Annotated in this window: 25 protein-coding genes and 1 other annotated feature; of the genes, 17 read left to right on the forward strand and 8 right to left on the reverse strand. The window is 26.0% G+C overall.

Annotated features, from left to right (window positions below):
* The first annotated feature begins 41 nt into the window (after positions 1-41).
* On the forward strand, positions 42-1,721 hold the full coding sequence (locus tag H9660_RS07665) for a MutS-related protein (protein ID WP_191749788.1): 1,680 nt from the start codon (positions 42-44) through the stop codon (positions 1,719-1,721).
* Between the two features lie 65 nt (positions 1,722-1,786).
* Here the strand turns inward: H9660_RS07665 and H9660_RS07670 are convergent, their stop codons facing one another.
* Complete coding sequence (locus H9660_RS07670; RefSeq protein WP_191749789.1) at positions 1,787-2,068, reverse strand: DUF1294 domain-containing protein; 282 nt, start codon at positions 2,066-2,068, stop codon at positions 1,787-1,789.
* 257 nt (positions 2,069-2,325) lie between these two features.
* Between H9660_RS07670 and H9660_RS07675 the strand changes: the two genes are divergently transcribed.
* The 3 genes from H9660_RS07675 (at position 2,326) to H9660_RS07685 (ending at position 5,388) form a co-directional block, all read left to right on the forward strand.
* Entirely contained in the window at positions 2,326-3,651 is a 1,326-nt protein-coding gene (locus tag H9660_RS07675; RefSeq protein ID WP_191749790.1) for an APC family permease, read from the forward strand.
* 146 nt (positions 3,652-3,797) lie between these two features.
* Positions 3,798-4,577: an EFR1 family ferrodoxin gene (locus H9660_RS07680; RefSeq protein ID WP_191749791.1), complete on the forward strand. Its 780-nt coding sequence runs from the start codon at positions 3,798-3,800 to the stop codon at positions 4,575-4,577.
* Positions 4,578-4,704: 127 nt separating this feature from the next.
* Positions 4,705-5,388 (forward strand): TIGR01906 family membrane protein, encoded by a 684-nt coding sequence (locus H9660_RS07685; RefSeq protein WP_191749792.1) that lies wholly within the window; start codon positions 4,705-4,707, stop codon positions 5,386-5,388.
* 90 nt (positions 5,389-5,478) lie between these two features.
* Here H9660_RS07685 and H9660_RS07690 read toward each other — a convergent pair whose 3' ends face one another.
* Together H9660_RS07690 and H9660_RS07695 are read right to left on the reverse strand one after the other, a co-directional pair.
* Entirely contained in the window at positions 5,479-6,645 is a 1,167-nt protein-coding gene (locus H9660_RS07690; RefSeq protein ID WP_191749793.1) for an iron-containing alcohol dehydrogenase, read from the reverse strand.
* Between the two features lie 91 nt (positions 6,646-6,736).
* Positions 6,737-8,113, reverse strand: coding sequence for an aldehyde dehydrogenase (locus H9660_RS07695; RefSeq protein WP_191749794.1), 1,377 nt, complete (start codon positions 8,111-8,113; stop codon positions 6,737-6,739).
* A gap of 160 nt (positions 8,114-8,273) precedes the next feature.
* On the opposite strand from H9660_RS07695, the gene H9660_RS07700 reads away from it, so the two are divergent.
* The 3 genes from H9660_RS07700 to H9660_RS07710 all read left to right on the forward strand — a co-directional run bounded on the left by H9660_RS07700 (position 8,274) and on the right by H9660_RS07710 (position 10,314).
* On the forward strand, positions 8,274-8,546 hold the full coding sequence (locus H9660_RS07700) for a metal-sensitive transcriptional regulator (protein WP_066892762.1): 273 nt from the start codon (positions 8,274-8,276) through the stop codon (positions 8,544-8,546).
* 96 nt (positions 8,547-8,642) lie between these two features.
* Positions 8,643-8,899 (forward strand) — a binding site (T-box leader).
* 52 nt (positions 8,900-8,951) lie between these two features.
* On the forward strand, positions 8,952-9,965 hold the full coding sequence (asnA, locus tag H9660_RS07705; RefSeq protein ID WP_191749795.1) for an aspartate--ammonia ligase: 1,014 nt from the start codon (positions 8,952-8,954) through the stop codon (positions 9,963-9,965).
* 160 nt (positions 9,966-10,125) lie between these two features.
* Positions 10,126-10,314 carry a ferredoxin gene (locus tag H9660_RS07710; RefSeq protein ID WP_191749796.1) on the forward strand — a complete coding sequence of 63 codons (189 nt, stop codon included), beginning with the start codon at positions 10,126-10,128 and terminating at the stop codon, positions 10,312-10,314.
* Between the two features lie 172 nt (positions 10,315-10,486).
* On the opposite strand, the gene H9660_RS07715 is transcribed toward H9660_RS07710, so the two are convergent.
* Positions 10,487-10,951: a threonine/serine exporter family protein gene (locus H9660_RS07715; RefSeq protein WP_191749812.1), complete on the reverse strand. Its 465-nt coding sequence runs from the start codon at positions 10,949-10,951 to the stop codon at positions 10,487-10,489.
* Positions 10,952-10,965: 14 nt separating this feature from the next.
* Entirely contained in the window at positions 10,966-11,730 is a 765-nt protein-coding gene (locus H9660_RS07720; protein ID WP_191749797.1) for a threonine/serine exporter family protein, read from the reverse strand.
* Between the two features lie 208 nt (positions 11,731-11,938).
* Here H9660_RS07720 and glyA point away from each other — a divergent pair, with 208 nt between their 5' ends.
* The 3 genes from glyA to H9660_RS07735 all read left to right on the forward strand — a co-directional run bounded on the left by glyA (position 11,939) and on the right by H9660_RS07735 (position 15,314).
* Positions 11,939-13,174 (forward strand): serine hydroxymethyltransferase, encoded by a 1,236-nt coding sequence (gene glyA, locus H9660_RS07725; protein WP_191749798.1) that lies wholly within the window; start codon positions 11,939-11,941, stop codon positions 13,172-13,174.
* A gap of 320 nt (positions 13,175-13,494) precedes the next feature.
* Positions 13,495-14,250, forward strand: coding sequence for an exodeoxyribonuclease III (locus H9660_RS07730; protein WP_191749799.1), 756 nt, complete (start codon positions 13,495-13,497; stop codon positions 14,248-14,250).
* Positions 14,251-14,591: 341 nt separating this feature from the next.
* Positions 14,592-15,314: an N-acetylmuramoyl-L-alanine amidase gene (locus H9660_RS07735; protein WP_191749800.1), complete on the forward strand. Its 723-nt coding sequence runs from the start codon at positions 14,592-14,594 to the stop codon at positions 15,312-15,314.
* A gap of 85 nt (positions 15,315-15,399) precedes the next feature.
* Here H9660_RS07735 and H9660_RS07740 read toward each other — a convergent pair whose 3' ends face one another.
* Entirely contained in the window at positions 15,400-15,921 is a 522-nt protein-coding gene (locus tag H9660_RS07740) for an excisionase family DNA-binding protein (RefSeq protein ID WP_191749801.1), read from the reverse strand.
* Between the two features lie 198 nt (positions 15,922-16,119).
* On the opposite strand from H9660_RS07740, the gene modA reads away from it, so the two are divergent.
* Genes modA through H9660_RS07755 form a run of 3 tightly spaced genes read left to right on the forward strand, consistent with a single transcriptional unit; the run spans position 16,120 to position 18,671 of the window.
* A complete protein-coding gene (modA, locus tag H9660_RS07745) occupies positions 16,120-16,920 on the forward strand; it encodes a molybdate ABC transporter substrate-binding protein (RefSeq protein ID WP_191749802.1) in 801 nt (266 codons plus the stop codon).
* A gap of 9 nt (positions 16,921-16,929) precedes the next feature.
* A complete protein-coding gene (gene modB / locus H9660_RS07750) occupies positions 16,930-17,601 on the forward strand; it encodes a molybdate ABC transporter permease subunit (protein ID WP_191749803.1) in 672 nt (223 codons plus the stop codon).
* An 11-nt stretch (positions 17,602-17,612) separates the two neighbouring features.
* Positions 17,613-18,671 carry a sulfate/molybdate ABC transporter ATP-binding protein gene (locus H9660_RS07755; RefSeq protein ID WP_191749804.1) on the forward strand — a complete coding sequence of 353 codons (1,059 nt, stop codon included), beginning with the start codon at positions 17,613-17,615 and terminating at the stop codon, positions 18,669-18,671.
* A gap of 176 nt (positions 18,672-18,847) precedes the next feature.
* Here the strand turns inward: H9660_RS07755 and H9660_RS07760 are convergent, their stop codons facing one another.
* Positions 18,848-19,969: an amidase domain-containing protein gene (locus tag H9660_RS07760; RefSeq protein ID WP_191749805.1), complete on the reverse strand. Its 1,122-nt coding sequence runs from the start codon at positions 19,967-19,969 to the stop codon at positions 18,848-18,850.
* A gap of 149 nt (positions 19,970-20,118) precedes the next feature.
* On the opposite strand from H9660_RS07760, the gene H9660_RS07765 reads away from it, so the two are divergent.
* The 3 genes from H9660_RS07765 to ymfI all read left to right on the forward strand — a co-directional run bounded on the left by H9660_RS07765 (position 20,119) and on the right by ymfI (position 22,841).
* On the forward strand, positions 20,119-21,075 hold the full coding sequence (locus H9660_RS07765) for a metallophosphoesterase (RefSeq protein ID WP_191749806.1): 957 nt from the start codon (positions 20,119-20,121) through the stop codon (positions 21,073-21,075).
* A 1-nt stretch (position 21,076) separates the two neighbouring features.
* Positions 21,077-22,009 carry a dipeptidase gene (locus tag H9660_RS07770; protein WP_191749807.1) on the forward strand — a complete coding sequence of 311 codons (933 nt, stop codon included), beginning with the start codon at positions 21,077-21,079 and terminating at the stop codon, positions 22,007-22,009.
* A gap of 88 nt (positions 22,010-22,097) precedes the next feature.
* Complete coding sequence (ymfI, locus tag H9660_RS07775; RefSeq protein WP_191749808.1) at positions 22,098-22,841, forward strand: elongation factor P 5-aminopentanone reductase; 744 nt, start codon at positions 22,098-22,100, stop codon at positions 22,839-22,841.
* Positions 22,842-23,164: 323 nt separating this feature from the next.
* Here ymfI and H9660_RS07780 read toward each other — a convergent pair whose 3' ends face one another.
* Complete coding sequence (locus tag H9660_RS07780) at positions 23,165-23,581, reverse strand: hypothetical protein (RefSeq protein ID WP_191749809.1); 417 nt, start codon at positions 23,579-23,581, stop codon at positions 23,165-23,167.
* 212 nt (positions 23,582-23,793) lie between these two features.
* On the opposite strand from H9660_RS07780, the gene H9660_RS07785 reads away from it, so the two are divergent.
* Positions 23,794-25,986 (forward strand): DNA topoisomerase III, encoded by a 2,193-nt coding sequence (locus H9660_RS07785; protein WP_191749810.1) that lies wholly within the window; start codon positions 23,794-23,796, stop codon positions 25,984-25,986.
* Positions 25,987-26,280 lie beyond the last annotated feature (294 nt).

The raw sequence follows: 26,280 nt of genomic DNA on the forward strand, positions 1-26,280 counted from the left end.
GGTAAAATATAAATGTATTTTATATTAAAGGGGATGTAAATATGGTCATATTAATTTTGATAACACTATTGTTAATAACAATAGTATTAATATATGATAACTTCAAAAGAAACAAGGATATGTTAAATAGAATAAATAATGAGTTTGGAGAAAAGCCTAAAAATTTTCAAGAGGATTTCGATATGAGTTTTGTTAAGAAATATTATGAAGTTCGTAAAGAAAATGAGGGAATAAATGAAGAAATTGATGAGTTAACTTGGAATGACCTTGATATGAATAGTGTTTTTAAAAGAACTAATTATACTAGTACAACATTAGGTGAAACATATTTATATTATAAATATAGAGCAGTTAATTATAATAGTAAGGAATGGAAATTTACAGAAGAATTAATTAATAGTTTTATGAAAAATAAATCTTTAAGGAGTAGTGTTAAGCTAAATCTTTTAATATTAGGAAAAATAAATGATGAGAGGTTTATTAATTTTATTTATAATCCGGCCTTTAGCAAAATAACAGGTTATTATAAATATCCTTTATTATTAATTGGTCTTTTTTTATCTATTTTACTAATATTTTTTGCTAAGAATTTAGGGATAATGTTAACCTTAGTTTTTATATGTATTAATATTCTTTTTCATCAAAGTGCCAAAACTTATTTAGAAGATAATTTTAATATAATGGTTTACTTGTTAAATAATATTAAGTTATGTGATAAATTATCAAAAATAAAAGATAAGGATTTTGAAAAGGTTAGTTTAGAATTAAAAAAAGTATTGAAAAAATTTACAAGTTTTAAAAAAATAAAAAAATATAGTTTTCTTTTAGGAAAACGTGATAATTCAATGTTTTCTGACTTAGACTTTGTTGTTGAATATATAAAGATGTTTTTTATGGTTGATATTATTGTATATCAAAATATGGCTAAAATATTAGATGAAAATAAAAAGTATCTTCATTTAATATATAATTTATTAGCTCAAGTAGATTTTGCATTAAGTCTTTCTTATTATAGACAAAGTTTAGATGAATATGTAAGTCCAGAATTTATAGAAGAAAATGTTATAGATATTAAAAATATTTATCATCCTCTTATAGATAATCCAGTAAAAAATTCTATATTTATAGATAAAAATATTATTTTTACTGGATCAAATGCTTCTGGTAAATCTACATTTATTAAAGCTATTGCTTTAAATTGTATAATGGCACAAAGCTTAAATACAGCATTATGTTCTAAGTACAAATGTAGATTTTATAAGGTTGTAACTTCAATGGCAATAAAGGATGATATTCTTGAAGGAGATAGTTATTTTATATCAGAAGTAAAAAGTTTAAAAAGATTGATAGATTCATTAAATAGTAATATTCCTGTTTTAGCAGTGATAGATGAAATACTAAAAGGAACAAATACAGTTGAAAGGATATCAGCTTCAGCATCAATACTAAGCTATGCTAAAACAACTAATTCACGTATTTTAGTTGCAACACATGATATTGAACTGACTAAAATGATTCAAATTGGATATGAAAATTATCATTTTAGAGAAAAAGTTACTGAGGATAGTGTAGAGTTTGATTATAAGCTTAAATCAGGACCATCTACAACTAGAAATGCAATTAAATTATTAAAAGTAATGAAATTTAAAGATAATATAATTAATGATGCAAATTTTATTTATGATGAATTTATAAAAAAAGAAAAGTGGTTAAAATTATAGATAAAATAAAGAAGATTGATATTTTGTATTAATCTTCTTTATTTTTGTAGTAAAAATTAAATTAGTTACTTTAGAATAAAACTAGTATCTTTTAAAAATAGAAAAATTAAAATTTGTATTAATATAATTAATGGAATTCCTAAGGTGAATTTTAAATGTTTAGTTTTATGTCTAAAGTTATACATACCTAAAATGGTACCAAGGCTTCCTCCTATAATCGATAATAAAAATAAAGTTGCTTCTTTAACTCTCCACTTATGATTAATTGCTTTTTGCTTATCTATATACATAGTTATAAAAGCAATAATATTAATTAAAATTAAATAATAAATAAAAATATTTTTCATAATACCTCCTGAAAATAAGATGTTTTATAAAGTAATTATATAATGGAAAAAATATATAATAAATATCTATATAAAATAATAATTATATATTTTTTAAAATTGATATACTTAATTTACAATATAATTAATAAGAATCTTTAGTTAGAAAAAAATGATAAAATTTAATGATTTTTTATTCTTATTTTTTTATTTATATGGTAAGATTGAACATATAAATTTGGAATAATATAAATTTTTACGTTAAGATGAGGTGGAATATGAAGAAAAATGAATATGGTTTATTTACAGCTATAGGAATGATTGTAGGAATTGTAATAGGATCAGGAATATTTTTTAAAAGTGATAATATACTTGTAGCCACAAACGGAAGTATTTCATTAGGGGTTCTTGTTTTCTGTATAGCTGCTTTAGGTATTATTTTTGGAAGTTTAACTATTTCAGAATTAGCATCTAGAGAGTCTAAAGCAGGAGGGATAATTACATATGCTGAATATTCATATAATGAATCGGTAGCATGTGCATTTGGATGGTTTCATACATTCTTATATTATCCAACATTAATTGCAGTGGTTTCTTGGGTATCTGGTATTTATATATGTATGTTATTTGGAATAGATGCTGGACTAGCGACACATATAATTATTGGATTTGTAATAATGATAATTCTTTATGTTTTAAATGTTTTATCTGGTAAGTTAGGTGGATATTTTCAAAATGCGTCAACAGTAATTAAGGTTATTCCATTAATTTTAATTGCTATAGCTGGAGTGTTTTTTGGAAATCCAAGCACAATAAAAATTAATGATGTAATTCATATGAAATCAACATCATGGATAGCTGCAATAGCTCCAATTGCCTTTTCCTTTGATGGATGGATAATTACCACATCTATAGGACATGAAATTAAAGATTCTAAGAAAAACTTACCTAAGGCATTAGTTATAGCTCCATTATTTATTTTAATAATTTATGTTTTATATTTTGTTGGTATAAGCATATATGTTGGACCAGAAAAAATAATGGCTTTAGGAGATGCTCACGTTGATTTAGCAGCTAGTATGTTATTTGGTTCATGGGGAGCAAAAATAATTTTAACCTTTGTAGTTATATCTATAATAGGTACTGTTAATGGTTTAATTATGGGACATGTTAGAATGCCGTATTCATTAGCTATTAGGGGAATGTTTCCAAATTCTAAAAAAATTAAACTAGTAAATGATAAATTGGGAATGCCATTATATTCTTCAATAGTTGCTTTCATTATTTCTTTAATTTGTTTAGTAGTTCATTACATAACTCAAAAATATAACTATTTACCAAATAGTGATGTTTCTGAAATATCAATAACAGTTAATTATATGTTATATGTCTTATTGTACATTAAGGTTTTAAGAATGGGATTAGAAGGAGAAGTGAAAGGAATCTTTAAGGGAAAAATAAACCCTATATTAGCGACTATAGGTTCAATAATAATTTTATCTGGAAGTTTATCTAATCCATTATTTATCCAATATTTAATTATATGTGGAGTAATATTATTAATAGCAGTATTATTTTGGAAGTTTAAGAGTAAAGAGGTTTAAATAAAATTATTATATAAAAATGTTGAAGAAAAGTACTTATAGTCAAAAAAAAGTATACGAAAAATATTTCCATATTATACCACTTGGTTTATAATGTTATTTAAAGTAGGTTATATACTTTAGATAATTTACAGGAGGAGTTTTAATTGAAAGGAATAATTTTATATTTTAGTGGTACTGGAAATACAAAATTTGTTGTTAATAAAATTGTAGAAGAATTTATTAAAGGTGGATGTGAAATAGAAACGCATTCAATTGAAGAAAAAATAAGTTTACAGAATTTAACTTATGATTTCTTAGTTCTAGGATTTCCTAAATATTTTGAATATATTCCTAATAATTTTATTGAATATTTAAATGAGAATTTATATTATTCATCTAAAGAAATAAAAACTATGATATTTTCAACTGGTAGAGATAAAATGAAAATTTATTTTCATGATTTAGAAAAAATATTGCTAGATAAGAATTATAAAGTAATTATAACTAAGAACTTTCAAATGCCTGATAGCTTTACTTTAAATAAGAATTATAAAAAAAATACTAGAAAAGATATTAGAGATACCTTTGAAAATACGATATCAGAAATTAAAGATATAGTAGTAAATTTTTTAATAGATAATATCATAAAGGAAGAGGTAAGTGATTTAAAAGGATCTATTTATAAAACAATATATAAAATAAAAACTAGAGATTTATATAAAAATTCAATAAATTTTTCGGTAAATTCAAATTGTGATAAATGCAATTTATGTGTAAATATTTGTCCAACTAGAAATATAGAAAAAATAGGAGAAGTTATTAAGTTTAGAGATAACTGTATAATGTGTTGTAGATGTGTAAATGCTTGTCCTAAAAATGCTATATTATATAAGGATAGAGAACATTCACAGTATAAAGAAAATATAGATTTAGTTGTTAACTAAAATTTAAAAAGGTGTTATCTTAATGGTAGCACCTTCTATTTAAGCATGATTTGTATGGTTTATAAAAGTAGAATATTTATATGAAAAATAAATAATAAAATAAATAATGAATATTATGGAGTAGGAAATGAAGAATTTATTAATAATGTTAAAGAGGATTTTATATGGAATATTAATTGCAGTATTTACCATAGGAGTTTCAACAATAATAACTTTGAACTTTAAATTTATATATAGTTATTCAATAGATAAATATAATTTAGTTGAAGTAGGAAAAATATCAAAGGAGATGCTTATAAAAGATTTTAATACATTGATTAATTATTTGCAGAATCCTTTTATAAAAAAGCTTCAATTTATTAATTTTCCTATGAGCTTAAATGGAGAATTTCATTTTTATGAAGTAAAAAAGATATTTTTATATATTTATGCAATAACAATAATTATTACTTTATTTTTTTTAACAGTATTTCTTTATAATAAAATAAGTGGTAAAAGTTGTACTATTTATAAAGTATTAAATTATGGAGCTAATTCTTTAATATGTATAATAGTAGGGATAGTGGGTATTATTTCTATTAATTTTTCTAAGGCTTTTATAATATTTCACAAAATATTTTTTAATAATGATTATTGGATTTTTGATGAAAGAACGGATCCTATTATAAATGTTTTACCAGAGGATGTATTTAAATTATATGCTTTAGCAATTATTACTTTAATATCATTATTTATAATAGGGTATAAAATTTATTTTTATAAAAAAAGTTTTAAGAAAGTAAAGGACTATAATAAAAATTTAAAACTATAAATAAATAAATAAATAAATAAATAAATAAATAAAGACTTCCGATATTTTTATCAGAAGTCTTTAATTTTGACAATTAAGAAACAGAATATTTTATAATGCTAATTTAAAAATTTCTAATGCTTCCTTTTGTCTTATCTCAATAAAGTTACCAACATGGTCACAGTGAGCAACAAGCTTTAATGACATTTCTTCAATTCGATCATCGCCTATATTTACATGACTAAGTCTAGTTGGTAAATTAATATTAGTAAAGAAATTTTCTAGAGATTCAATACCTTTTAGAGCTGTTTCTTCAAGATTGTTTAAATTAATATCTATATTGAAAACTCTATTTGCAAATTGAGCAAATCTATTTAAATCATGTTTATAAACATACTTCATCCATGCAGGGAATATAATTGAAAGTCCTGCCCCGTGTGCTATATCATAAATTCCGCTTAATTCATGTTCGATATCATGACTAGCCCAATCTCCAATTCTACCCATATTTAAAGAGTCATTGTGTGCAACCATTCCTGACAGCATGATTTCAGCTCTAGCGTTATAATCATTAGAATCTAAATTTAATCTTAAAGCATTTTCCATAATAGCTTTTAATGTAGCTTCACATAGTCTATCAGTTAAATCAACATTTTTTTCGTTAGTAAAATATCTTTCTAGAATATGAGCTATCATATCAGCTATACCACAAGAAGTTTGATATTTTGGTAAAGTAAAAGTAAGCTCTGGATTTAAAATAGAAAATATAGGTCTTAAATCTGGATGGCCAGCGCTTCTTTTATAGTAGCCATCTTCATTAGTTATAACACAACTAGAGCTGGTTTCACTACCTGCAGCAGGGATAGTTAATATAGTTGCAATTTTTAAGCAAGGATGGTTAATTGGTTTATCTATAAATAAATCCCAAACATCACCTTTATAATTAACTCCTGCAGCAATAGCTTTAGAAGAATCAATTACGCTACCACCGCCTACAGCAAGTATAAAGTCTATATTATTTCTTCTGCAAATATCTATGCCTTCTCTAACTAAAGATACTCTAGGGTTTGGTTTTACACCTGAAAGTTCAAAAACTTCTATGTTTTCATTTTCTAATGAAGTTATAACTCTTTCATATAGTCCATTAGATTTTATACTTCCACCACCATAATGAAGTAAAATTTTATTTGTATACTTTTTAATTTCACGTCCTACTAAGACTTCTGTATTTTTACCAAAAATAATTTCTGTTCCATTTTTATAATTAAAATTTCTCATAAATCCTCCTTAAATATATCTATACATAATTATATATTATAGTATATTTCTAATATTTTCAAATTAATATAAATATTTAAAAATAAACATATTACTTCATAAACCTTTTAAGTAAATGGATTCTATCATTATAAGGAGCAAATCTAAAGGGGAATTCAAGTAAAGTACCTCTTTTTACTATTGACTTACTATGTGAAAAAGTATCAAAGCTAGCTTTTCCATGATAATTACCTATACCACTTAAACCAACCCCTCCAAAGGGAAGTTTAGAAGAAGCTACATGAATTATAGTATCATTAATAGTAGCACCTCCAGATGAAACTTTTGAAAGAACTTTTTCTATTAATTTCTTATCTTCAGAAAAATAATATAAAGCTAAAGGTTTCTCTTTTTCTCTTATGAATTTAATAGCATCATTTAAATTACAAAATTCTATAATAGGTAATATAGGACCAAAGATTTCATCTTTCATAACAGATGAGTTATCCTTAATATTTATAAGTAGGGTAGGCTCAATATATAAATCTTTATCACATACATCCCCACCAAAGAATACATCACCATCATTTAAATAACCTTTAAGCCTATTAATAGCATCTAAATTAACTAATCTTGGAAAATCAGGACTATCTTTTATATTAGAACCAAATTGTTTTATTATTTCTTCTTTTAAAGCTATTAATAGTTTTTCTTTTACTGTACTTTCTACTAAAATATAATCAGGAGCAACACAGGTTTGCCCAGCATTTATGAATTTTCCCCAAACTATTCTTTTTGCAGCTAAAGCTATGTTAGCAGTATTATCTACTATACAAGGACTTTTCCCACCTAACTCAAGGGTAACTGGAATTAAATTTTTTGAAGCCTTTTCCATAATAATTTTTCCAACTTTAATACTACCAGTAAAGAATATGTAGTCAAATTTTAAATCTAATAAATATGAAATAGTTTCTTTACCACCTAAAGGATTAATAACTGTAATGTAGCTTTTATCAAAGTTAGAATTTATTAATTTTTCTAAAAGTAATGCTGTATTTGGACTATTTTCAGATGGTTTAATTATTGAACAATTTCCTGCAGATATAGCACCAATTAAAGGAGAAATAATCAATTGAAATGGATAATTAAAAGGGCCAATTATCAAAACTACACCGTAAGGTTCTTTGTATATATAACCTTTAGATGGAAAATATACTAATGATGTTTTTATTTTTTCTTTTTTAGCCCAAGTTTTTAAATTCTTTAAATGAAGATTTATTTCATCGTAAACCATACCTATTTCAGTAGCAAAGGACTCAAAGCTTGACTTTTTTAAATCTTTATTTAGTGCAATCATTATTTCTTCTTCATTTTCTTTTATAATATTTTTTAATTTTTTTAGAGTTTTAATTCTAAAATCTATATTTTTAGTTAAATCAGAATAAAAGAAATCTTTTTGTTCTTTTAAAATTTGATTGATATTTTCCATAATAACCTCCAAGGTATTAAATAACATATAAATAATTATAATAATATATTATATCACTTTAAGTTTTGCTAAGTAAATTTTGTTTATTAATTGAAAGATATATTTATAAATGTTAAAATATATATACCCTGTAGAGGTATAACATTTTGGAGGGATATAAATGGAAGAGGAAAATGAAAAGCTTAGAAAAGATATAGTTAATAGGCTTAAGAGGATTGAAGGACAAGTAAAAGGGATTCAAGGTATGATGGAAAAAAACGTTTGCTGTTCTGATATTCTAGTGCAAATTTCAGCAATTAGATCTGCTATAAATAGAGTTGGAGGCTTAACTATAGAATATTATGCTAATAATTGTTTGAATATAGAAGAAGGTTCTATGGAACAAGAAACATTAAAACAACTTATAAAAACTATAAATACTTTTGTTAAATAATTAAAAAAGTTGAATATATTTATTAATTTGATAGAAGTTTAAGAAAAGTATTTACAACTTTTAAAAAAAGTGATATTATTAATTTCAATAAGATAATATAAAGCTATGAAGAGAAGAAGTAAAATTAATATATCTTCAAAGAGAGTTCTACCTAGGCTGAAAGTAGAATAAGAAAGTTAATTTGAATAACATCTCTTAGCTATACTTCGAAAGATAACACCCAGTAGGTAGTATCGGGTTCACCCGTTAAAGTGATAGAGTATCTAAGGTAAACTTATGTACTTGATAAGATTATTATTGTGAAGTAATAATGAATTAAGGTGGCAACATGGAATATAACTTTCATCCTTTTATAAGGGTGAAGGTTTTTTTGTTTTGTAATAATAAATTTAAGGGGGATTTTTTATGAATATAGAAGGAATAATTATACCAAAGGATTATAAAAGTAATACAACACTAATTGAAACAGAAATTAATATTAAAAAGATTAAAGATTTTTTTGAAAAAGCTTTAGCAGAAAGATTAAACTTAATAAGAGTTTCAGCACCTTTGTTTGTTGATAGTGAAAGCGGAGTAAATGATAATTTAAATGGTATAGAAAGACCAGTAAAATTTGATATATTAGGAACTGGTAAGTATGTAGAAATTGTTCATTCTTTAGCAAAATGGAAAAGATTAAGTTTATATAGATATGGATTTAATGTAGGGGAAGGACTTTACACTGATATGAATGCAATAAGAAGAGATGAAGAGCTTGATAATATTCATTCAGTTTATGTAGATCAGTGGGATTGGGAAAAGATAATAACTAAAGAAGAAAGAAATGAGGAAAAATTAAAGGAAATAGTAAAAGATATCTATGAAGTTTTTAAAGAAACAGAAAAATATGTTAATCAAGAATTAATAGAAGGAGAAGATAAACTACCAGAGAATATTTTCTTTATAACAACTCAAGAGCTAGAAGATATGTATCCTAATTATACAGCTAAAGAAAGAGAAGATGCAATTTGTAAAGCACATAAGGCTGTGTTCATAATGAAAATTGGTGATAAATTAAAATCAGGAGAAAAACATGATGGAAGAAGTCCAGATTACGATGATTGGAGCTTAAATGGGGATATATTATTTTGGTATCCGCTTTTAGACAGAGCTGTTGAATTATCCTCTATGGGAATTAGAGTTGATAAAGAAGCTTTGGACTATCAACTTAGAGTTTCAGGAAATGACGATAAAAGAAAATTTGAATTTCATAAGCTTCTTTTAAATGATGAATTACCTTTTACTGTAGGTGGAGGAATTGGACAATCAAGAATTTGTATGTTTTTACTTAACAAAGCACACATCGGTGAAGTTCAAGCTAGTGTTTGGGATGAAAAAAATATTAATATATGTAGAGAAAACGAAATAAAACTATTATAAGCAATTTAATTTGATACAATTAATATTTTCCGAGATTTATGACAAGTGATAAATATTGACAATTATAAAATATTATTTATAATGAGGATATAATAAATTTTTAAATATTAAGTGACTTTATTTATTTAAAGTTGTTATATAAATAGGAGGAGAAAAAATTATGAAAGCATTTGTTGATGGAAATACATGTATATCTTGTGGACTTTGTGAAGGAATATGTCCAGAGGTATTTACATTAGAAACAGGAGTATCTGTAGCTAAAGAAGGAGATGTTGCTGCTGAATACGAAGATGCAACAAGAGAAGCTTGTGATAGCTGTCCAGTTACTGCAATATCAATTGAAGAGTAAAAAATATGGCCATGCATAGTAATATGCATGGCTTTTATTTCTTTTTTAGGAAATTATAAATGTATTACCCTATGAATTATAGTTTTATAATTTCCTTCCTTCAGTTTGCAAAGATATAAACATTGTATGAGGGCGACTTGGAGCGCATGCGACGGAGCAAGGAATATAATGTTTATATCTTTTTTATTTTTTCTAATTCACCAAGTTCTCTTTTTCTTTTAGCAGACATCAATAATCTAGTTAATGTTGAAACAAAAATTATTCCTAAAGCTAATGAACCTGCACTAGATAATGTATTTAATCCTAACTCAATAGATTCCATAATGTTTCCGTTAATTGCCTCATACATAGTATAATACATTCCTCCACCAGGAACTAGAGGAATTAAAGCACATATTATTAGAGTTGTAACAGGAGTTTTTAAAATTCTAGCCATTATTTCAGAGTAGATACTAAAAATTACTGATGAAATAAAAAAAGAGGAATTTATATTAAATCCTAATCCTTCACAATATAAACTTACAAACCAACTTATACCACCACCTAGTGCAGCATAAAACAATTTATTTCCTTTAATATTAAATAAAATTCCGAAGCCCAGAGCTGAGAATAAAGCAAAAATTGATTGAGTTATCATATTTGTAGTTATCATTATAATCCTCCAAAAGTAGATATCCAAAAGCTAAGAACAGCTCCTGTCCCTATAGCTATAGATATAGCTACTAAAAATGCTTCAACTGCTCTAGTTGAACCAGCTAAAAGATCACCAGAAATAGTATCTCTTATAGCATTAGTAATAGCAAGACCAGGAACTAAAAGCATTATAGAACCTATAATAGTTTTATCTATATCATTTATTAAATTTAACTTTAAGAAGAATATTGCCATTATAGCAGCTATACCTGCACAAATACTATTTATAAAAAATTGATTTATTTCAAGTTTTGAGAATTTGATGGATAGAGATTTTATAACGAGCCCTATAAAAAATGCTGCAATAGCTTCTTTAACTTTTCCACCAAAAAGAAAAACAAAACAAAAAGCACCAAGAGCAGAAATAATAATAGCTATCTTATCATTGTATCTTTCCCCATTATTAATTATTTGAAGTTGTTCTTTTAATTGAGATACAGTTAATCCTCTAGTAACTATATTTCTAGATAAATCGTTAACCTTATCTACTTTATCTAAATCTATTGTCCTAGTAGAAACTCTTCTAATAAGGGAATGAGTTTTTCCGTTATGACAAATAGACACCATTATTCCCGTAGTTGTTACAAAGCTTTCTGCTTCTTCAACACCATAAATCTTACAGATTCTCCATATTATTTCCTCTGCTCTATAGGTTTCTCCACCAGATTCTAGCATGATTTTTCCAGCAAATGTAGCTACATGAAGTATTTCATTTAAATCCATAATAATATACTCCTTAATAATACATAATTTATTTAGATATTATAACATATTGATTATTATATAGTATATACTGGTTTAAAGTTTTAATTATATTAAAGAAAATAAATTTAGAAATTAAATTATTGTAGATTTTAATTGATTATTATTGGAAATATATTTATAATTTATTCAAAGTATATTTTAAAAAATTATAATTGGGGTGATAACAATGAATTTTGAACAACTTTCAAAAGAAGATAAAATTATTAATGAATTAATCAACAAAGAATTAAAAAGACAACAAGAAGGAATTGAATTAATTGCTTCTGAAAATTTTACATCTAAAGCTGTAATGGAAGCTATGGGGTCCTATCTTACAAATAAGTATGCTGAAGGATATCCAAATAAAAGATATTATGGTGGATGTTATGTAGTAGATGAAATTGAAGATATAGCAAGAGAAAGAGCAAAGGAACTTTTTGGAGCAGAACATGCTAATGTTCAACCACATTCTGGATCACAAGCTAATATGGCTGTTTATTTATCAATACTTGAATATGGAGATACTGTATTAGGTATGGATTTAAGTCATGGTGGACATTTAACTCATGGATCACCAGTTAATTTTTCAGGAAAGCTTTATAATTTCATATCTTATGGTGTTAACAAAGAAACTGAAACTATTGATTATGAAGAAGTAAGACAAATTGCTTTAAAAAATAAGCCTAAATTAATTGTAGCTGGTGCAAGTGCTTATTCTAGAGCAATAGATTTTAAAGCATTTAGAGACATTTGTGATGAAGTAGGCGCATACTTTATGGTTGATATGGCTCATATTGCTGGGTTAGTTGCTGCAGGAGTTCATCCATCACCAGTTCCTTATGCTGATTTTGTTACATCAACAACTCATAAAACTTTAAGAGGACCTAGAGGTGGATTAATACTTTGCAAAGAAAAATATGCAAAAAATCTTGATAAAACTATATTCCCAGGTATACAAGGAGGACCATTAATACATACTATTGCAGCCAAGGCAGTATGTTTTAAAGAAGCATTAGATCCATCATATAAAGAATATATTCAAGATGTAGTAAATAACTGTGAAGTGTTATCTAACGAATTAAAAAATTTTGGATTTAAAATAGTTTCAGATGGAACAGATAATCATTTAATTCTTATTGATTTAACTAATAAGGATGTTACAGGAAAAGATGCTGAAAAATTATTAGATAGTATAGGTGTAACTGTAAATAAAAATACTGTACCTAATGAAACTAAAAGTCCTTTTGTAACATCAGGAATAAGAATAGGAACTCCAGCTGTTACAACAAGAGGATTTAAAGAGGAAGATATGAAGGAAGTAGCATCAATAATAAATGATACACTTTCTGTAGAAAATCCTGATATAGAATCATTAAAAGCTAGAGTAAAAGCATTATGTGATAAACATCCTTTATACAATTAGTAAAAATACAAGTGGAAAAGTAGAACTGTGAATTATATATTATTCATAGTTCTAATTTTTATAACAAAATATAAAGAAAAAAGTAAAAAATACGAAAATAATACAGAAAAGTATTAAGGGGGAAGAGGATTTAGGAAATGATGTAAAGAAACAAGAACAGATATTAAATGAAATTAGGGAAGCCTTGCAGAGCAAAGAATTCTTTAGAAGAACTTGTTGAATTATCAAATAGAATGAATGCATATTCTTAAAATTATATTAAATTTTTCAATATATGCTATAATAAGATTATATTTATAAATAGCAAAGGAGAATTTAAAATGAAGTTAATATCATGGAATGTGAATGGAATAAGAGCTTGCGTAACAAAAGGATTCTTAGACTTTTTTAAAGAAGTAGATGCAGATATTTTTTGTATTCAAGAAAGTAAGTTGCAGCAAGGACAAATAGATTTAGAATTAGAAGGATATCATCAATATTGGAATTATGCAGAGAAGAAAGGTTATTCAGGAACAGCAATATTTACTAAAAAGGAACCACTAAATGTTTTTTATGGTATTGGAATTGAAGAACATGATAAAGAAGGAAGAGTTATAACCTTAGAGTTTGATGATTTTTATATGGTTACAGTATATACACCTAATTCTAAAACTGAATTAGCGAGATTAGATTATAGAATGGTTTGGGAAGATGCTTTTAAAGAATATTTATTAAATCTTAATTTAAAGAAACCAGTAATTGTGTGTGGCGATTTAAATGTAGCTCATAAAGAAATTGACTTGAAAAATCCTAAAACAAACTTAAGGAATGCAGGATTTACAATAGAGGAAAGAAGTAAATTTACTGAATTATTAAACTCAGGATTTACGGATACTTTTAGATATTTTTATCCGGATGTTACAGGAGTGTATTCTTGGTGGTCGTATAGATTTAAAGCTAGAGAAAAAAATGCTGGATGGAGAATCGATTATTTCTTAGTGTCTAATTCTTTAAATAACAAGTTAGTTGATGCAAAAATACATACAGAGGTATTAGGATCAGATCATTGCCCAGTAGAAGTAACAATTAACATATAGTAGAGGATGAAAATCAAGAGTTAAGTATAGAATATATAATTAAGAATGTAGAATTAATGGTGTTTTGCATAGCAAAATTTAAATTTAATTGGTGAAAAGCACCTTTTATTTAAAAATCCTACGGATTTTTTCCTTAATTCTACATTCTAAATTTTTAATTTTTCATTATAAAAACACCATCATTTTTAGATTTAAAGGAAGAATTATATAAAACAATTAGAATAATACCTAATGAATATATGGAAGGATTTTTTATAGCTAAATTAATAAAGTTAGAAGAATAATAAAAATGTGCCTTGGAAACTATAATAATAAATTCAGTTATAGTGTTGGAGGTATAAATGAAAAAGTTAAAATTCATTATAAATATTATTTTAATATTTATTTTAATTAATTCTAGTAATATCATAGTAAAAGCTTTAAAAGAAGAAAAGCATAATAATTTTACTATTTGTATCGATGCTGGTCATCAAAAAAAAGGCGACAATAACTTAGAATCTGTTTCTCCAGGGGCAAGTAAGAAAAAAGCAAGGGTATCACAAGGAACATCAGGAATTTGTACCCAAAAAGCTGAATATGTTGTTAATTTAGAAGCATCTATTTTATTAAAAGAAATTTTACTTAATAAAGGGTACAATGTAGTTATGACTAGAGAAAGTCATGATGTCAATATAAGTAATGCTGAAAGAGCAGAAATTGCAAATAAATCAAAGGCAGATATGACTATTAGAATACATTGTGATAGTGTGAAGGATAGTAGTAAAACAGGTGCTACAATCTTAATTCCTTGTAGCAAAGATGGTAATACAAAAAATATATATGAGGAAAGCAATAAATTTGCTAATATATTAAAAGATAATTTGACAGAAGAAGGAATAAAGGTTAATGGAGTGTTTGAAAGAAATGATATTACTGGATTTAATTGGTCAGATGTTCCAGTAGTTATATTAGAAATGGGATTTATGAGTAATTATAATGAAGATAAAATGCTTTGTGATGAAAATTATCAAAAGAAACTTATGAATATAGTAGGAGAATCAATAGATAAATATAAAGAAAATTAGAATTAAGAATATATAAAGATTGATAAAAAAGCTCCTTATGGAGCTTTTTAAATTTATTTTAGTAATGTGGAGTCTTCATTTTTAATTATTTACATACTTTTACAGACATAGTTTTAAATATAGCATATAATTCAGTACCTTTTTCAATAGATAAATCTGTTAAAGATTTTGTTGTTATTAAAGAAGTTATAGGAATTCCAATATTTAATATAACTTTTGATCTATTACCTTCTATAATAATATCTGAAACAGTGCCTTTATGGATATTTCTTGCACTGCTAACAAATAAATCTTTACTTAAAATAATATCTTCTGGACGAATAGAAATTTTAACTTTTCCTTCAAGATTAGTGTTTACTTGTATTTTTACTGAGTTAATTTCTGCGAAAGTTTCACCATTTTCAAAAATTAAATTAGCTTCATAGCTATTTTCGTAACCTTTAGCCTTTAAAAGATAAATATCGAATTGACTTTGAGCTATTCTAATATGCTTGCCCATACGATGAGCATCTAAATCTCCACGTTTTATCATTTCGTAAACTGTACTTTTAGTTATCTTTAGTTTTTGTGCAATTTCATCTGGAGTATATAAAATATCTTCACTCATTTTATTCACCTTTTCATAAATTATTATAAAAATAATTTAACATAATATTTTAAATATAACAAATAAAAATTTTTGTTTTAAAAATTCTATATCAATTGACAATGGATAATCTTTACATTATAATTTAATTTATCAAGTTTAGTTCTGTTTTGTTCTGTTTTGTTTAGTTTAAATAAAAATATTAAAGGGGAGTATGATATGAAAAAGAAATATAGTCTAATTTTATTTATAAGTTTATTAGTATTTATTTTAAGTGGATGTACTAATAATAAGAGTTCAAAAAATGAAGGGAATAATGAAGTAGAAGAGGTAACTATTACTCTTGCTGCAGCTGCAAGTTTAAAAAATTGTATAGATGATAAATTAATTTCAATGTTTAATGAAAAGTATCCTAATATTAAAATTCAGACGACTTATGATAGTTCTGGAAAATTGCAAAGCCAAATTGAAGAAGGAGCAGAAGTTGATGTGTTTATGTCTGCTGCTTTAAAACAAATGAATGATTTAAATGAAAAAGGGTTAATTGAAGATGGATCAATTGTCGAACTTCTTGAGAATAAGATTGTATTAATTGTTCCAAAAGAGAGTAATAAAGAAATAAAAACTTTTGAAGATATAATAAAATCTGATAAAATAGCTATAGGAGATCCAGCAAGTGTGCCAGCTGGACAATATGCAAAAGAATTATTTGAAAATCTTAAAATATGGGATAAAGTATCAGAAAAATTAAGTTTAGGTACTAATGTAACTGAAGTTTTAAACTGGGTAGCTGAAGCTAGTGCAGATGCTGGAGTTGTATATTCAACAGATGCTTCTTCAAATGAAAAAGTTAAAGTAGTAGCTGAAGCAGAAGAAGGAAGTGTTTCTAAAGTTATATATCCTGTTGGAGTAATAAAAAATAGTGCAAATAAAGAAGCTGCACAAACTTTTATAGACTTCTTAAAATCTGATGAAGCAATTAAAGTTTTTGAGACTTATGGATTTTCAAAAAATAAATAGGAGAAAATAATGGATATATCACCAGTAATAATTTCTTTAAAAACAGCAGCGTTTTCTATGGTAATAACATTTATATTAGGAGTTTTTATAGCAAAATTTATAGTAAATATGAAAAATGAAAAAATAAAAATGATTTTAGATGGAATATTTACATTACCGTTAGTTTTACCACCAACGGTAATGGGTTTTTTCTTATTAATGATATTTGGAGTTAATAGGCCTATAGGTAAGTTTTTATTAAATTTTTTAGGTGTTAAAATAGTTTTTTCTTGGTGGGCTACAGTTATAGCATCAGTAGTAATATCATTTCCACTTATGTATCGTTCTGCTAGAGGAGCCTTTGAGCAGGTAGATGAAAATTTAATTGCAGCTGCTAGAACATTAGGTATGTCTGAAAAAAGAATTTTCTTTCGTGTTATTATTCCAATGGCTCTGCCTGGGATAGCGTCAGGAGGAATATTAGCTTTTGCAAGAGGCCTTGGAGAGTTTGGAGCTACAGCAATGATTGCGGGAAACATAGCAAATAAAACTAGAACATTACCTTTAGCAATTTATGCAGAAGTTGCGGCAGGTAATATGAATTCGGCTTTACATTATGTATTAATAGTAACTATAATATCCTTTATAATTGTAATTTTAACAAATTATTTTACTATAAAAGAGAGAAAGTATTTAAAGTAGGGAAGATTTAAATGAGTTTATTTGTAGATATAAGAAAAAAGTTAAAGGGATTTTATCTTGATGTTTCTTTTGAGGCAAATGGTGATTATCTTGGTGTTTTAGGAGCTTCAGGAAGTGGGAAGAGTATGACTCTTAAATGTATTGCTGGAATAGAAACCCCAGATGAAGGTACTATAGTTTTAAATGGAAAAGTTCTTTTTGATTCTAAAAATAAAATTAATTTAAAACCTCAAGAAAGAAATATAGGATATTTATTTCAAAATTATGCTTTATTTCCTAATATGACTGTAGAAGAAAACATAGGAATAGGGTTAGATTTACCTAAAGATGAAAAGAAGAAAAAGATAGATAAAATGATAAATGTCTTTCATCTGCAAGGTCTTGAAAAAAAATATCCAAGACAGCTTTCAGGAGGTCAACAGCAGAGAGTTGCATTAGCAAGATGTATAATATATGAACCAGATGTTTTAATGCTTGATGAACCATTTTCTGCACTAGATACATATTTGAAAGAAAAACTTCAAACAGAAGTTTTAGAGCTTTTAAAATTATATAAGGGTGAGGTTCTAATGGTTACCCATAGTAGAGAAGAAGTATATAGATTTTGTAAAGATATGGTGGTTATAGAAAAAGGAAAATCTATATTAATAGGTAATACTAAAGAAACTTTTGAAAAACCTAAATTAAAAGAAGTTGCAATATTAACAGGTTGTAAAAATATTTCAAAATGTAATATTATATCAAATAAGAAAATCTATCTAACAGATTTTGATATTATCTTGGAATTAGAAAAAGAAATAGATGAAGATATTAATTATATAGGTATTAACTCAAATAATTTTAAAATTGCTGAAAATAAAGAAGATAAAAATACTATAGAATTTCAAATAAATAAAATAGTAGAAGATTTATTTGAGTATAATATAATATTACAAAACAAAAATTTAAAAACACAAGGGCAGAATAAAACTATCTTATATACTGTTAGAAAAGAAGAATGGGATAAAAGAGAGACTAATGAAAACTTATATTTAAAAATATCAGAAGATAAATTATTGTTTTTAAAATAGGTTTAGTAATGAAAAATGAAGAATGTATAATGTAGAATTTATGAAAAAACTACTAAAGTAGTTTTAAAATATTAAAAAAGTTAGAGGCTGAAAAATAGACTCTAACTTTTTTGTTTTATTAATTTGGACCAAATTACATCCTAAATTATCAATTATCCATTACGCATTATCAATTATTAATAGTGTACGTGTACAAGATGAAATTTTATATTACTATTACTCCATCCTAAGTCATAAGGAACTAATAACCTATTAGTATTATGACAAGTAACTAGTGGATATCCTTTAGAGTCAAAGCCTGTTACTGTTGAAATATGAGTTATTCGTCCTTTTTTTTCATAGGCAACAAAGTCACCAGGTCTTAAATTAAAAGCAGCTTTGTATATTTGTTGATATGATCCTTTAGCAATATAAGAAGCTCTACCGCTACTTACCATATAATTTTTAAATCCTTGAGCATTTAGCCATGCTTTAGTTCCTTCTTTTCCCGCATAATTCCAAGAAGTATTTTTCTTAAAGCCACCACCTTCAAATAAAATTTGGGAAGCAAAATTTGCACAATCTCCACCATCAGGATTATGATCTTTATATTTGTTATTATATTTAAATATAAACTCTTCATCTTCAGAAACTCCACAGTATTTATGAGCATAATCAATTGCATTTTTAATTCTTTCACTAGGAGTGAATTCAGGAGCTTTTTGATTTAATATATATTCTCTAATTTCATCAGATTTTATATTATTCATATCTAAAGAGTCAGCAAAGGGATCGGTATACCATTCTTTGGTTATTATATATCTATCATCTTGCTTTTTTAAGTTTAAGTAGTGATTAGTACCTAATCTGAATTTATTTATAATTTCTGGATTGTCTAAATAATAATAATTAAATTCAGTTGCTACATCGCAAATAACTCCATATAAATTAGGCTCTTTTTCAGCTACTTTTCTTATTCTTACTATAGACTTTATATCTTTAAATTTAACAGATTGTTTTTCAGACCAGTTAATCAAATATTGTGTCTTTTTAGCTTCGCTTTCATAGGCCCATAAACTTACCTTTATATCTAAGTCATAGAATCCCTTTAAAAGTTCAGTATCTGTAGATACTATTGCAGCATTTCTTTGGGCAAATAAATTTTCAAGTAAGTTTTTAAATTCGTTCTTTGTTTCATCAGAAGAATAATCTATTTTATTAGAATTATGCTCATCTTCAAAAGCAAAGCAAAGAGAAAATGGAAGTATTTTGAAAGTTAGTAAAGCAATTAAGAATATATTTATAAATTTTAATTTCACAAAATTTTTCCCCTTTCATTAAAGTTTATATGTAGTTTGTACTAAAATCAATAAATTTATATATAAGTTATAATTATTTAAATAAGATATTTTTAGCAAATTAGTAATTATAAACATATAATAAAAATAATAATTTTTTTAGGATTTATATGAAAAGGTTAAATTATTTATATGAAAATGCAAAAGAATTAAAATTTGATGAAGGAGATAATTTAGTTTTTATTTCAGATATTCATAGAGGTGATGGGACATATTCAGATTCTCTCTTACCTAATAAAAATATATATAAAACAGCATTATCTTATTATTATAGGAAGGGATTTACTTATATTGAAGTTGGAGATGGAGATGAACTTTGGAAAAATAGAAATTGTAACGATTTAGCATATATATATGATGATATTTTTAAGTTGCTAAATAGGTTTAAAGAAGAAAATAGACTTTATATTATATATGGGAATCATGATATAATAAAAAGTAATGATAATTTTTATATTTCTCAGTATAGAAGCTTAAAAAAAGTAGGGGATAGTTATGGAAAAGGATTTTTAAAATTTATAAAAGACATTGTTTTTTATGAAGGAATTAATTTTAAATATACTCCAATTAATGAAAAGTTTTTAGTAACTCATGGGCATCAAGCTGATTACATGAACTCTAATTATTGGATAATATCTAGATTTCTTGTAAGATATGTATGGAAGTTCTTAAATGGGTTAGCAGGATTTAGAGATCCAACAAGTCCAGCAAAAAATAACAAAAAGGGAAATAAAGTTGATAGAAAGCTAGAGAAATGGGCTAAGGATAATGGTAAAATGATTATATGTGGACATACTCATAATAGTAGAATGCCTGAGTGTAAGGAACCACCATATTTTAATGATGGATGTTGCGTATTACCTTATGCAATAACAGCAATTGAAATAGAAAAAGGAAGAATTTCTTTAGTTAAATGGAATATAGAGTCTCAGGAATCAGGTGTTTTATGGGTAAGAAGAAAAGTCATAACTGGTCCGAGCAATATAGAAGATTATTTACTATGGGCAAGAGATGAAAGAATAAGAATGATAAAAGAAGAAAAAGAAGAGAGAATGAGGAGGAAATAATATGAATTCAATTGATTTACATTGTGATACAGCCAGTAGATTATTATATGAAAATTTAAAATTAAAGGAAAGTAAATGTAAGGTTGATATACAAAAATTAAAAAATGCTAATGCAAAGGCACAAGTTTTTGCTCACTTTATAGAATTAAATCTTGTAGATGATCCATATAAAGAATTTATTAGGATGTATAATTTTTTTGTGAAAGAATTAAAAGAAAATGAAAATGATATAGAAATAGTTAGAAATCTGAAAGAATTAGAAGAGGTTAATAATAAGGGGAAAATAGGGGCTTTTTTATCTATTGAAGAAGGTGAAGTTTTACAAGGGAAAGTTGAAAGAGTAAAAGAAATTTATGATATGGGAGTTAGATTTATAACTTTAACATGGAATTTTAAAAATAGCATAGGATATCCTAATTCGGGTTATAAGTATAAAGATTATGGACTAACAGATAAGGGAAAAGAAATAGTACTAGAAATGGAAAAAGTGGGAATTATTCCTGACTGTTCTCATTTATCAGATGGTGGGTTTTATGACTTGGTTAAAATTTTAAAAAAGCCATTTGTAGCAACTCACTCTAATTCTAGAGCAATTACAGATCATTCAAGAAATTTAACTGATGATATGATAGTTAGTCTTGCAGATAAGGGTGGAGTTATGGGATTAAACTTTTGTGCACCGTTTTTAGGAAAGGAAAAAGTATCTTCTATTAATTCCATGATTGCTCATATTAAGCATATAAAAAATGTTGGAGGAGTAGATGTTTTGGCTTTAGGAACTGATTTTGATGGTATTGAAAATGAAGTTGAAATAAAGAATATAGGCGAAATAGGAATTTTAAGAGAAATCTTAATTAAGGAAGGCTTTAACAATACAGAAATTGATAAAATCTTTTATGGAAATATAAAAAGAGTACTAAAAGAATGGATGTAAATGAGATAAAGGAAGGAAATTATAAACATTTATAAAAAAGGGTAAAATTTTTATAATTTCTAAAAAATAAATAAGCAGGGAGTAGAAAATGGAAAACTTACAAGGAAAAATAGCCCTAGTTACTGGTGGTACTAGAGGAATTGGAAAAGCAATAGCATTAGAACTAGCAAAAGAAGGAGCTACAGTTATTGTAAATTATTCTAAGGATGATTTAGCAGCGGAAGAAACACTTAAAGAAATTCAGGAAATAGGAGGGTATTCAAGGCTTTATAAGGGTGATATATCAAATTATGAAATATGTAAAAGTATGATAGATTTTATAATAAGCAATTTTGGTAAGATAGATATATTAATAAATAATGCAGGTGTATCCTTCAGAGGATTATTTATGGATTTTTCGAAAAAGAACATAAATGATATATTTGGGATAAATGTATTAGGAGCTATGTATTTAAGTAAAGAAGTTGTACCTCATATGATTAGTAAAGGAAAAGGAAATATAATTAATATTTCCTCTATATGGGGTGAAACTGGAGCATCTTGTGAAGTGCTATACTCAAGTACTAAAGGAGCTATTAATTTATTTACAAAATCTTTAGCAAAGGAATTAGCACCTATGGGAATAAGAGTAAATGCTATAGCACCAGGAGTAATTGATACAGAAATGAATTCTTTCTTATCAAGGGAAGAAAGAGAGGAATTAGAAGAAGAAATTCCACTAGGGAGGTTTGGAAGTGCTATAGAAGTAGCTAAAATGATAACTTTTTTATGCAGTGATAAATGCGAATACTTAACTGGACAGATAATAAAAATAGATGGAGCAATGCTGTGATATATTGTGAAAACTAGACTAGGATACATATTATTTTCAGCCTCCGTCGCTAGCTCCAAGTCGGCTTCATATAATATGTATCCTAGTCATATATACAATATAATCGGTGATTTAAGATATATTATTCTCAGACTCCGTCGACAGCTATAAGTCGTCTTCGTATAATATGTAACAGAGTTATATAATATAAAAATAGTAGCTGATAAAGAATAATTTAAGATTTGTGGATAAAGATAAGTGGTCTTCATATAATATTAATCACAGTTATAGGTACAATATATCTGTATTAAAAAGTAAGATAGATGGGATATATAAAAATCCATCTATCTTACTTTTTTTGTTTTTTTATAGTATTTTTTATAAATGGTTTTTATTGCTAATATACTTAGTTTAATTAATAAGTATATTAGGAAAAAGTATATAAAACCGTATAGACCGAAGGCTATGTCTGCGAATTCCATATTACCTCTATTGGTAATTTTTTGTTGGATTTCTATAGCAAATACTATAACTATCATTACTGTAAATGAATAAATAAAGGAAATTGCAGTAATACTGTATTTTGCTAATTGTTTAAAAATAAGTTGAGTAAATGCAAATATAATAATTCCTATTAATGCCATAAATATAAAATGAAGTTGTTTATCGTTTAATTGATAACCACCAATACTTACAATATCCAATACTTTATCATGTAAATCATTTATAAAACTAGCTGTTAATTTTAATATTTCTACCATAGCTTGTCCTCCGTAATTTATTTATGGTTATTATAGCATAAAATAACAATAATTTTAACACTGTGGTATAATATACTATATTGAATTTTAAATAAGATAAGTTTAAGTCTATTGAATTGATAATAAAACTTTATTTTTATCAATTTAAAATAGATTACTGATTCTTAATTTTTAACTTGTTGTTTTTATGCAACATAAGAAAGGATATTAATATGGGAAAAATACTAGTATTAGCAGAGAAGCCTTCGGTAGGGAGAGATATAGCAAAGGTTTTAAAATCTAATGTAAATAAGGGAGCTTATATTGAAGGAAATAAATATGTTATTACATGGGCTTTAGGACATTTAGTTGGACTTCAGGATCCAGAAAGCTATGATGAAAAATATAAAACTTGGAGCATGGAAACACTTCCTATGCTACCTAAAAATATGAAGCTTTCAGTTTTAAAGAAAACATCAAAGCAGTTTTATGAAGTTAAAAAGCTTTTAAATAGAAATGATATAGATGAAATAGTTATTGCAACGGATGCTGGAAGAGAAGGAGAGCTTGTTGCAAGATGGATAATAGAAAAGGCTGGAGTAAGAAAACCTATAAAAAGACTTTGGATATCTTCTCAAACAGATAAAGCTATTTTAGATGGTTTTAAAAACTTAAAATCAGGAAGTGAATATGAAAATTTATATAAGGCTGCAGTTTGTCGTGCAGAGGCAGACTGGATAGTTGGTCTTAACGCTACAAGAGCCTTAACATGTAAATATAATGCTCAGCTTTCAGCAGGAAGAGTACAATCACCTACATTGGCTATGATAGTAAATAGAGAAGAGGAAATTAAAAACTTTAAACCAAAGAAGTTTTATACTATAAAGGCTAAAGGTTCTAATATAACTTTAGAGTGGGTAAATAAAGATAATAATTTAAGAATATTTGATGAAGATTATGCTAATAAAATAATAAATAAAGTACAAGGGCATGATGGAAAAATAGTTTCCATAGTAGAAAGCCCAAAGAAGAAATTTTCACCAGCTTTATATGATTTAACAGAGCTTCAAAGAGATGCAAATAAAATTTGGGGTTATTCTGCAAAGCAAACTTTATCAATAATGCAAAGACTTTATGAAAATCATAAGATATTAACTTATCCAAGAACAGATTCAAGATATATATCTACTGACATTGTTTCTACTATACCAGATAGATTAAAGGCAATATCAATTGGTGAATATAGAATGGCAGCATCTGAAATATTAAAGAAAAAAATTAATGGAAATAAGAGCTTTGTAGATAATAGCAAGGTTAGTGATCACCATGCAATTATTCCAACAGAACAAAAGCCTAATTTAAGCAATTTAAGTAGTGAAGAAAGACATATATATGATCTTGTTGTTAAGAGATTTTTAAGTGTCCTTATGCCACCTTTTGAATACATTCAAACTAATATAAAAGCAGATATTAATGGAGAAAGCTTTATTGCTAAAGGAAAGGTTGTTAAATCTAAGGGCTGGAAGTCTTTATATGATAAAGATTATTCAGAAGATGATTCAAATGAAGATGGTGTAAGAGAACAAACTCTACCAAAGCTTAATGAAAAAGATATTATAAAAATAAATAAGATTGAAATGAATACTGGGGAAACTAAACCACCTTCAAGATTTAATGAAGGAACTCTTTTATCTGCAATGGAAAATCCTCAAAAGTATGTAAATGTAAATAAGGAAGCAGCTAAAACATTAAATGAAACAGGTGGACTTGGGACAGTAGCAACTAGAGCTGATATAATAGAAAAATTATTTAATTCCTTTGTAATTGAAAAAAGAGGAAAAGAAATAGTTCCAACATCAAAGGGAAAACAACTTATAGACTTAGTGCCTAATGAATTAAAATCACCATTACTTACAGCTAAATGGGAAAAGAAATTGGATGAAATTAGCAAGGGTAAACATAATCCAAATGATTTTATTAAAGAAATGAAAAACTATGCAATTGCCTTAGTAGAAGCAGTTAAAGGAGATAATAGTAAATTTATTCATGATAATAAAACAGGTAAAAAGTGTCCTAATTGTGGAAAATACCTTTTAGAAGTTAAGGGTAAAAATGGTGTTATGAATGTTTGTCAAGATAGAGAATGTGGTTATAGAGAAAGTGTAAGTAGAACAACTAATGCAAGATGTCCTGAATGTAAAAAGAAATTAGAAGTTAGGGGCCAAGGAGAAGGGAAAATATATGTTTGTACAGGAGCAAATTGTAACTTTAGAGAAAAGGCTTCTCAATTTGAAAAGAGATTTGATAAAAAGGGTAAAGTAGATAAAAGAGAAGTAAATAATATTATGAAGAAAATGAAAAAAGAAGCAGAAGACTTTAATAATAATCCTTTTGCAGCACTTCTTAATAAAGATTTTAATAAATAAGCAAAAAAGAACTTATAGAATTAAATTTCAATTTTATAAGTTCTTTTTTTATTTTAGATTTTTAAATAATAATATAGATATCCTTTGCATAGAATTTAATAAAAATAACATAATTATAAAATAGTAATTTTAATAAAAGGAGAGGTAATAGTGGTAGAGGAATTAGATAAAAAATTAATTATAGATGATGAGTTGTTTTTTATTTTGGGAATAAATAACTTTATTAAAGAATATAAAAATGAAAATATTAATTCAAATGATAGTACTTATTTTAAAAGATATTATGATTTAAAA

The organism is Clostridium gallinarum (assembly GCF_014836325.1).
GTDB classification, from domain to species: Bacteria; Bacillota; Clostridia; order Clostridiales; family Clostridiaceae; genus Clostridium; species Clostridium gallinarum.

Bases quoted from the DNA above. Each gene is read 5' to 3' on its own strand.
- H9660_RS07665 (WP_191749788.1), top strand. From the start codon at position 42: ATGGTCATATTAATTTTGATAACACTATTGTTAATAACAATAGTATTA.
- H9660_RS07670 (WP_191749789.1), bottom strand. From the start codon at position 2,068: ATGAAAAATATTTTTATTTATTATTTAATTTTAATTAATATTATTGCT.
- H9660_RS07675 (WP_191749790.1), top strand. From the start codon at position 2,326: ATGAAGAAAAATGAATATGGTTTATTTACAGCTATAGGAATGATTGTA.
- H9660_RS07685 (WP_191749792.1), top strand. From the start codon at position 4,705: ATGAAGAATTTATTAATAATGTTAAAGAGGATTTTATATGGAATATTA.
- H9660_RS07690 (WP_191749793.1), bottom strand. From the start codon at position 6,645: ATGAGAAATTTTAATTATAAAAATGGAACAGAAATTATTTTTGGTAAA.
- H9660_RS07695 (WP_191749794.1), bottom strand. From the start codon at position 8,113: ATGGAAAATATCAATCAAATTTTAAAAGAACAAAAAGATTTCTTTTAT.
- H9660_RS07700 (WP_066892762.1), top strand. From the start codon at position 8,274: ATGGAAGAGGAAAATGAAAAGCTTAGAAAAGATATAGTTAATAGGCTT.
- asnA (WP_191749795.1), top strand. From the start codon at position 8,952: ATGAATATAGAAGGAATAATTATACCAAAGGATTATAAAAGTAATACA.
- H9660_RS07710 (WP_191749796.1), top strand. From the start codon at position 10,126: ATGAAAGCATTTGTTGATGGAAATACATGTATATCTTGTGGACTTTGT.
- H9660_RS07715 (WP_191749812.1), bottom strand. From the start codon at position 10,951: ATGATAACTCAATCAATTTTTGCTTTATTCTCAGCTCTGGGCTTCGGA.
- H9660_RS07720 (WP_191749797.1), bottom strand. From the start codon at position 11,730: ATGGATTTAAATGAAATACTTCATGTAGCTACATTTGCTGGAAAAATC.
- glyA (WP_191749798.1), top strand. From the start codon at position 11,939: ATGAATTTTGAACAACTTTCAAAAGAAGATAAAATTATTAATGAATTA.
- H9660_RS07730 (WP_191749799.1), top strand. From the start codon at position 13,495: ATGAAGTTAATATCATGGAATGTGAATGGAATAAGAGCTTGCGTAACA.
- H9660_RS07735 (WP_191749800.1), top strand. From the start codon at position 14,592: ATGAAAAAGTTAAAATTCATTATAAATATTATTTTAATATTTATTTTA.
- H9660_RS07740 (WP_191749801.1), bottom strand. From the start codon at position 15,921: ATGAGTGAAGATATTTTATATACTCCAGATGAAATTGCACAAAAACTA.
- modA (WP_191749802.1), top strand. From the start codon at position 16,120: ATGAAAAAGAAATATAGTCTAATTTTATTTATAAGTTTATTAGTATTT.
- modB (WP_191749803.1), top strand. From the start codon at position 16,930: ATGGATATATCACCAGTAATAATTTCTTTAAAAACAGCAGCGTTTTCT.
- H9660_RS07755 (WP_191749804.1), top strand. From the start codon at position 17,613: ATGAGTTTATTTGTAGATATAAGAAAAAAGTTAAAGGGATTTTATCTT.
- H9660_RS07765 (WP_191749806.1), top strand. From the start codon at position 20,119: ATGAAAAGGTTAAATTATTTATATGAAAATGCAAAAGAATTAAAATTT.
- H9660_RS07770 (WP_191749807.1), top strand. From the start codon at position 21,077: ATGAATTCAATTGATTTACATTGTGATACAGCCAGTAGATTATTATAT.
- ymfI (WP_191749808.1), top strand. From the start codon at position 22,098: ATGGAAAACTTACAAGGAAAAATAGCCCTAGTTACTGGTGGTACTAGA.
- H9660_RS07780 (WP_191749809.1), bottom strand. From the start codon at position 23,581: ATGGTAGAAATATTAAAATTAACAGCTAGTTTTATAAATGATTTACAT.
- H9660_RS07785 (WP_191749810.1), top strand. From the start codon at position 23,794: ATGGGAAAAATACTAGTATTAGCAGAGAAGCCTTCGGTAGGGAGAGAT.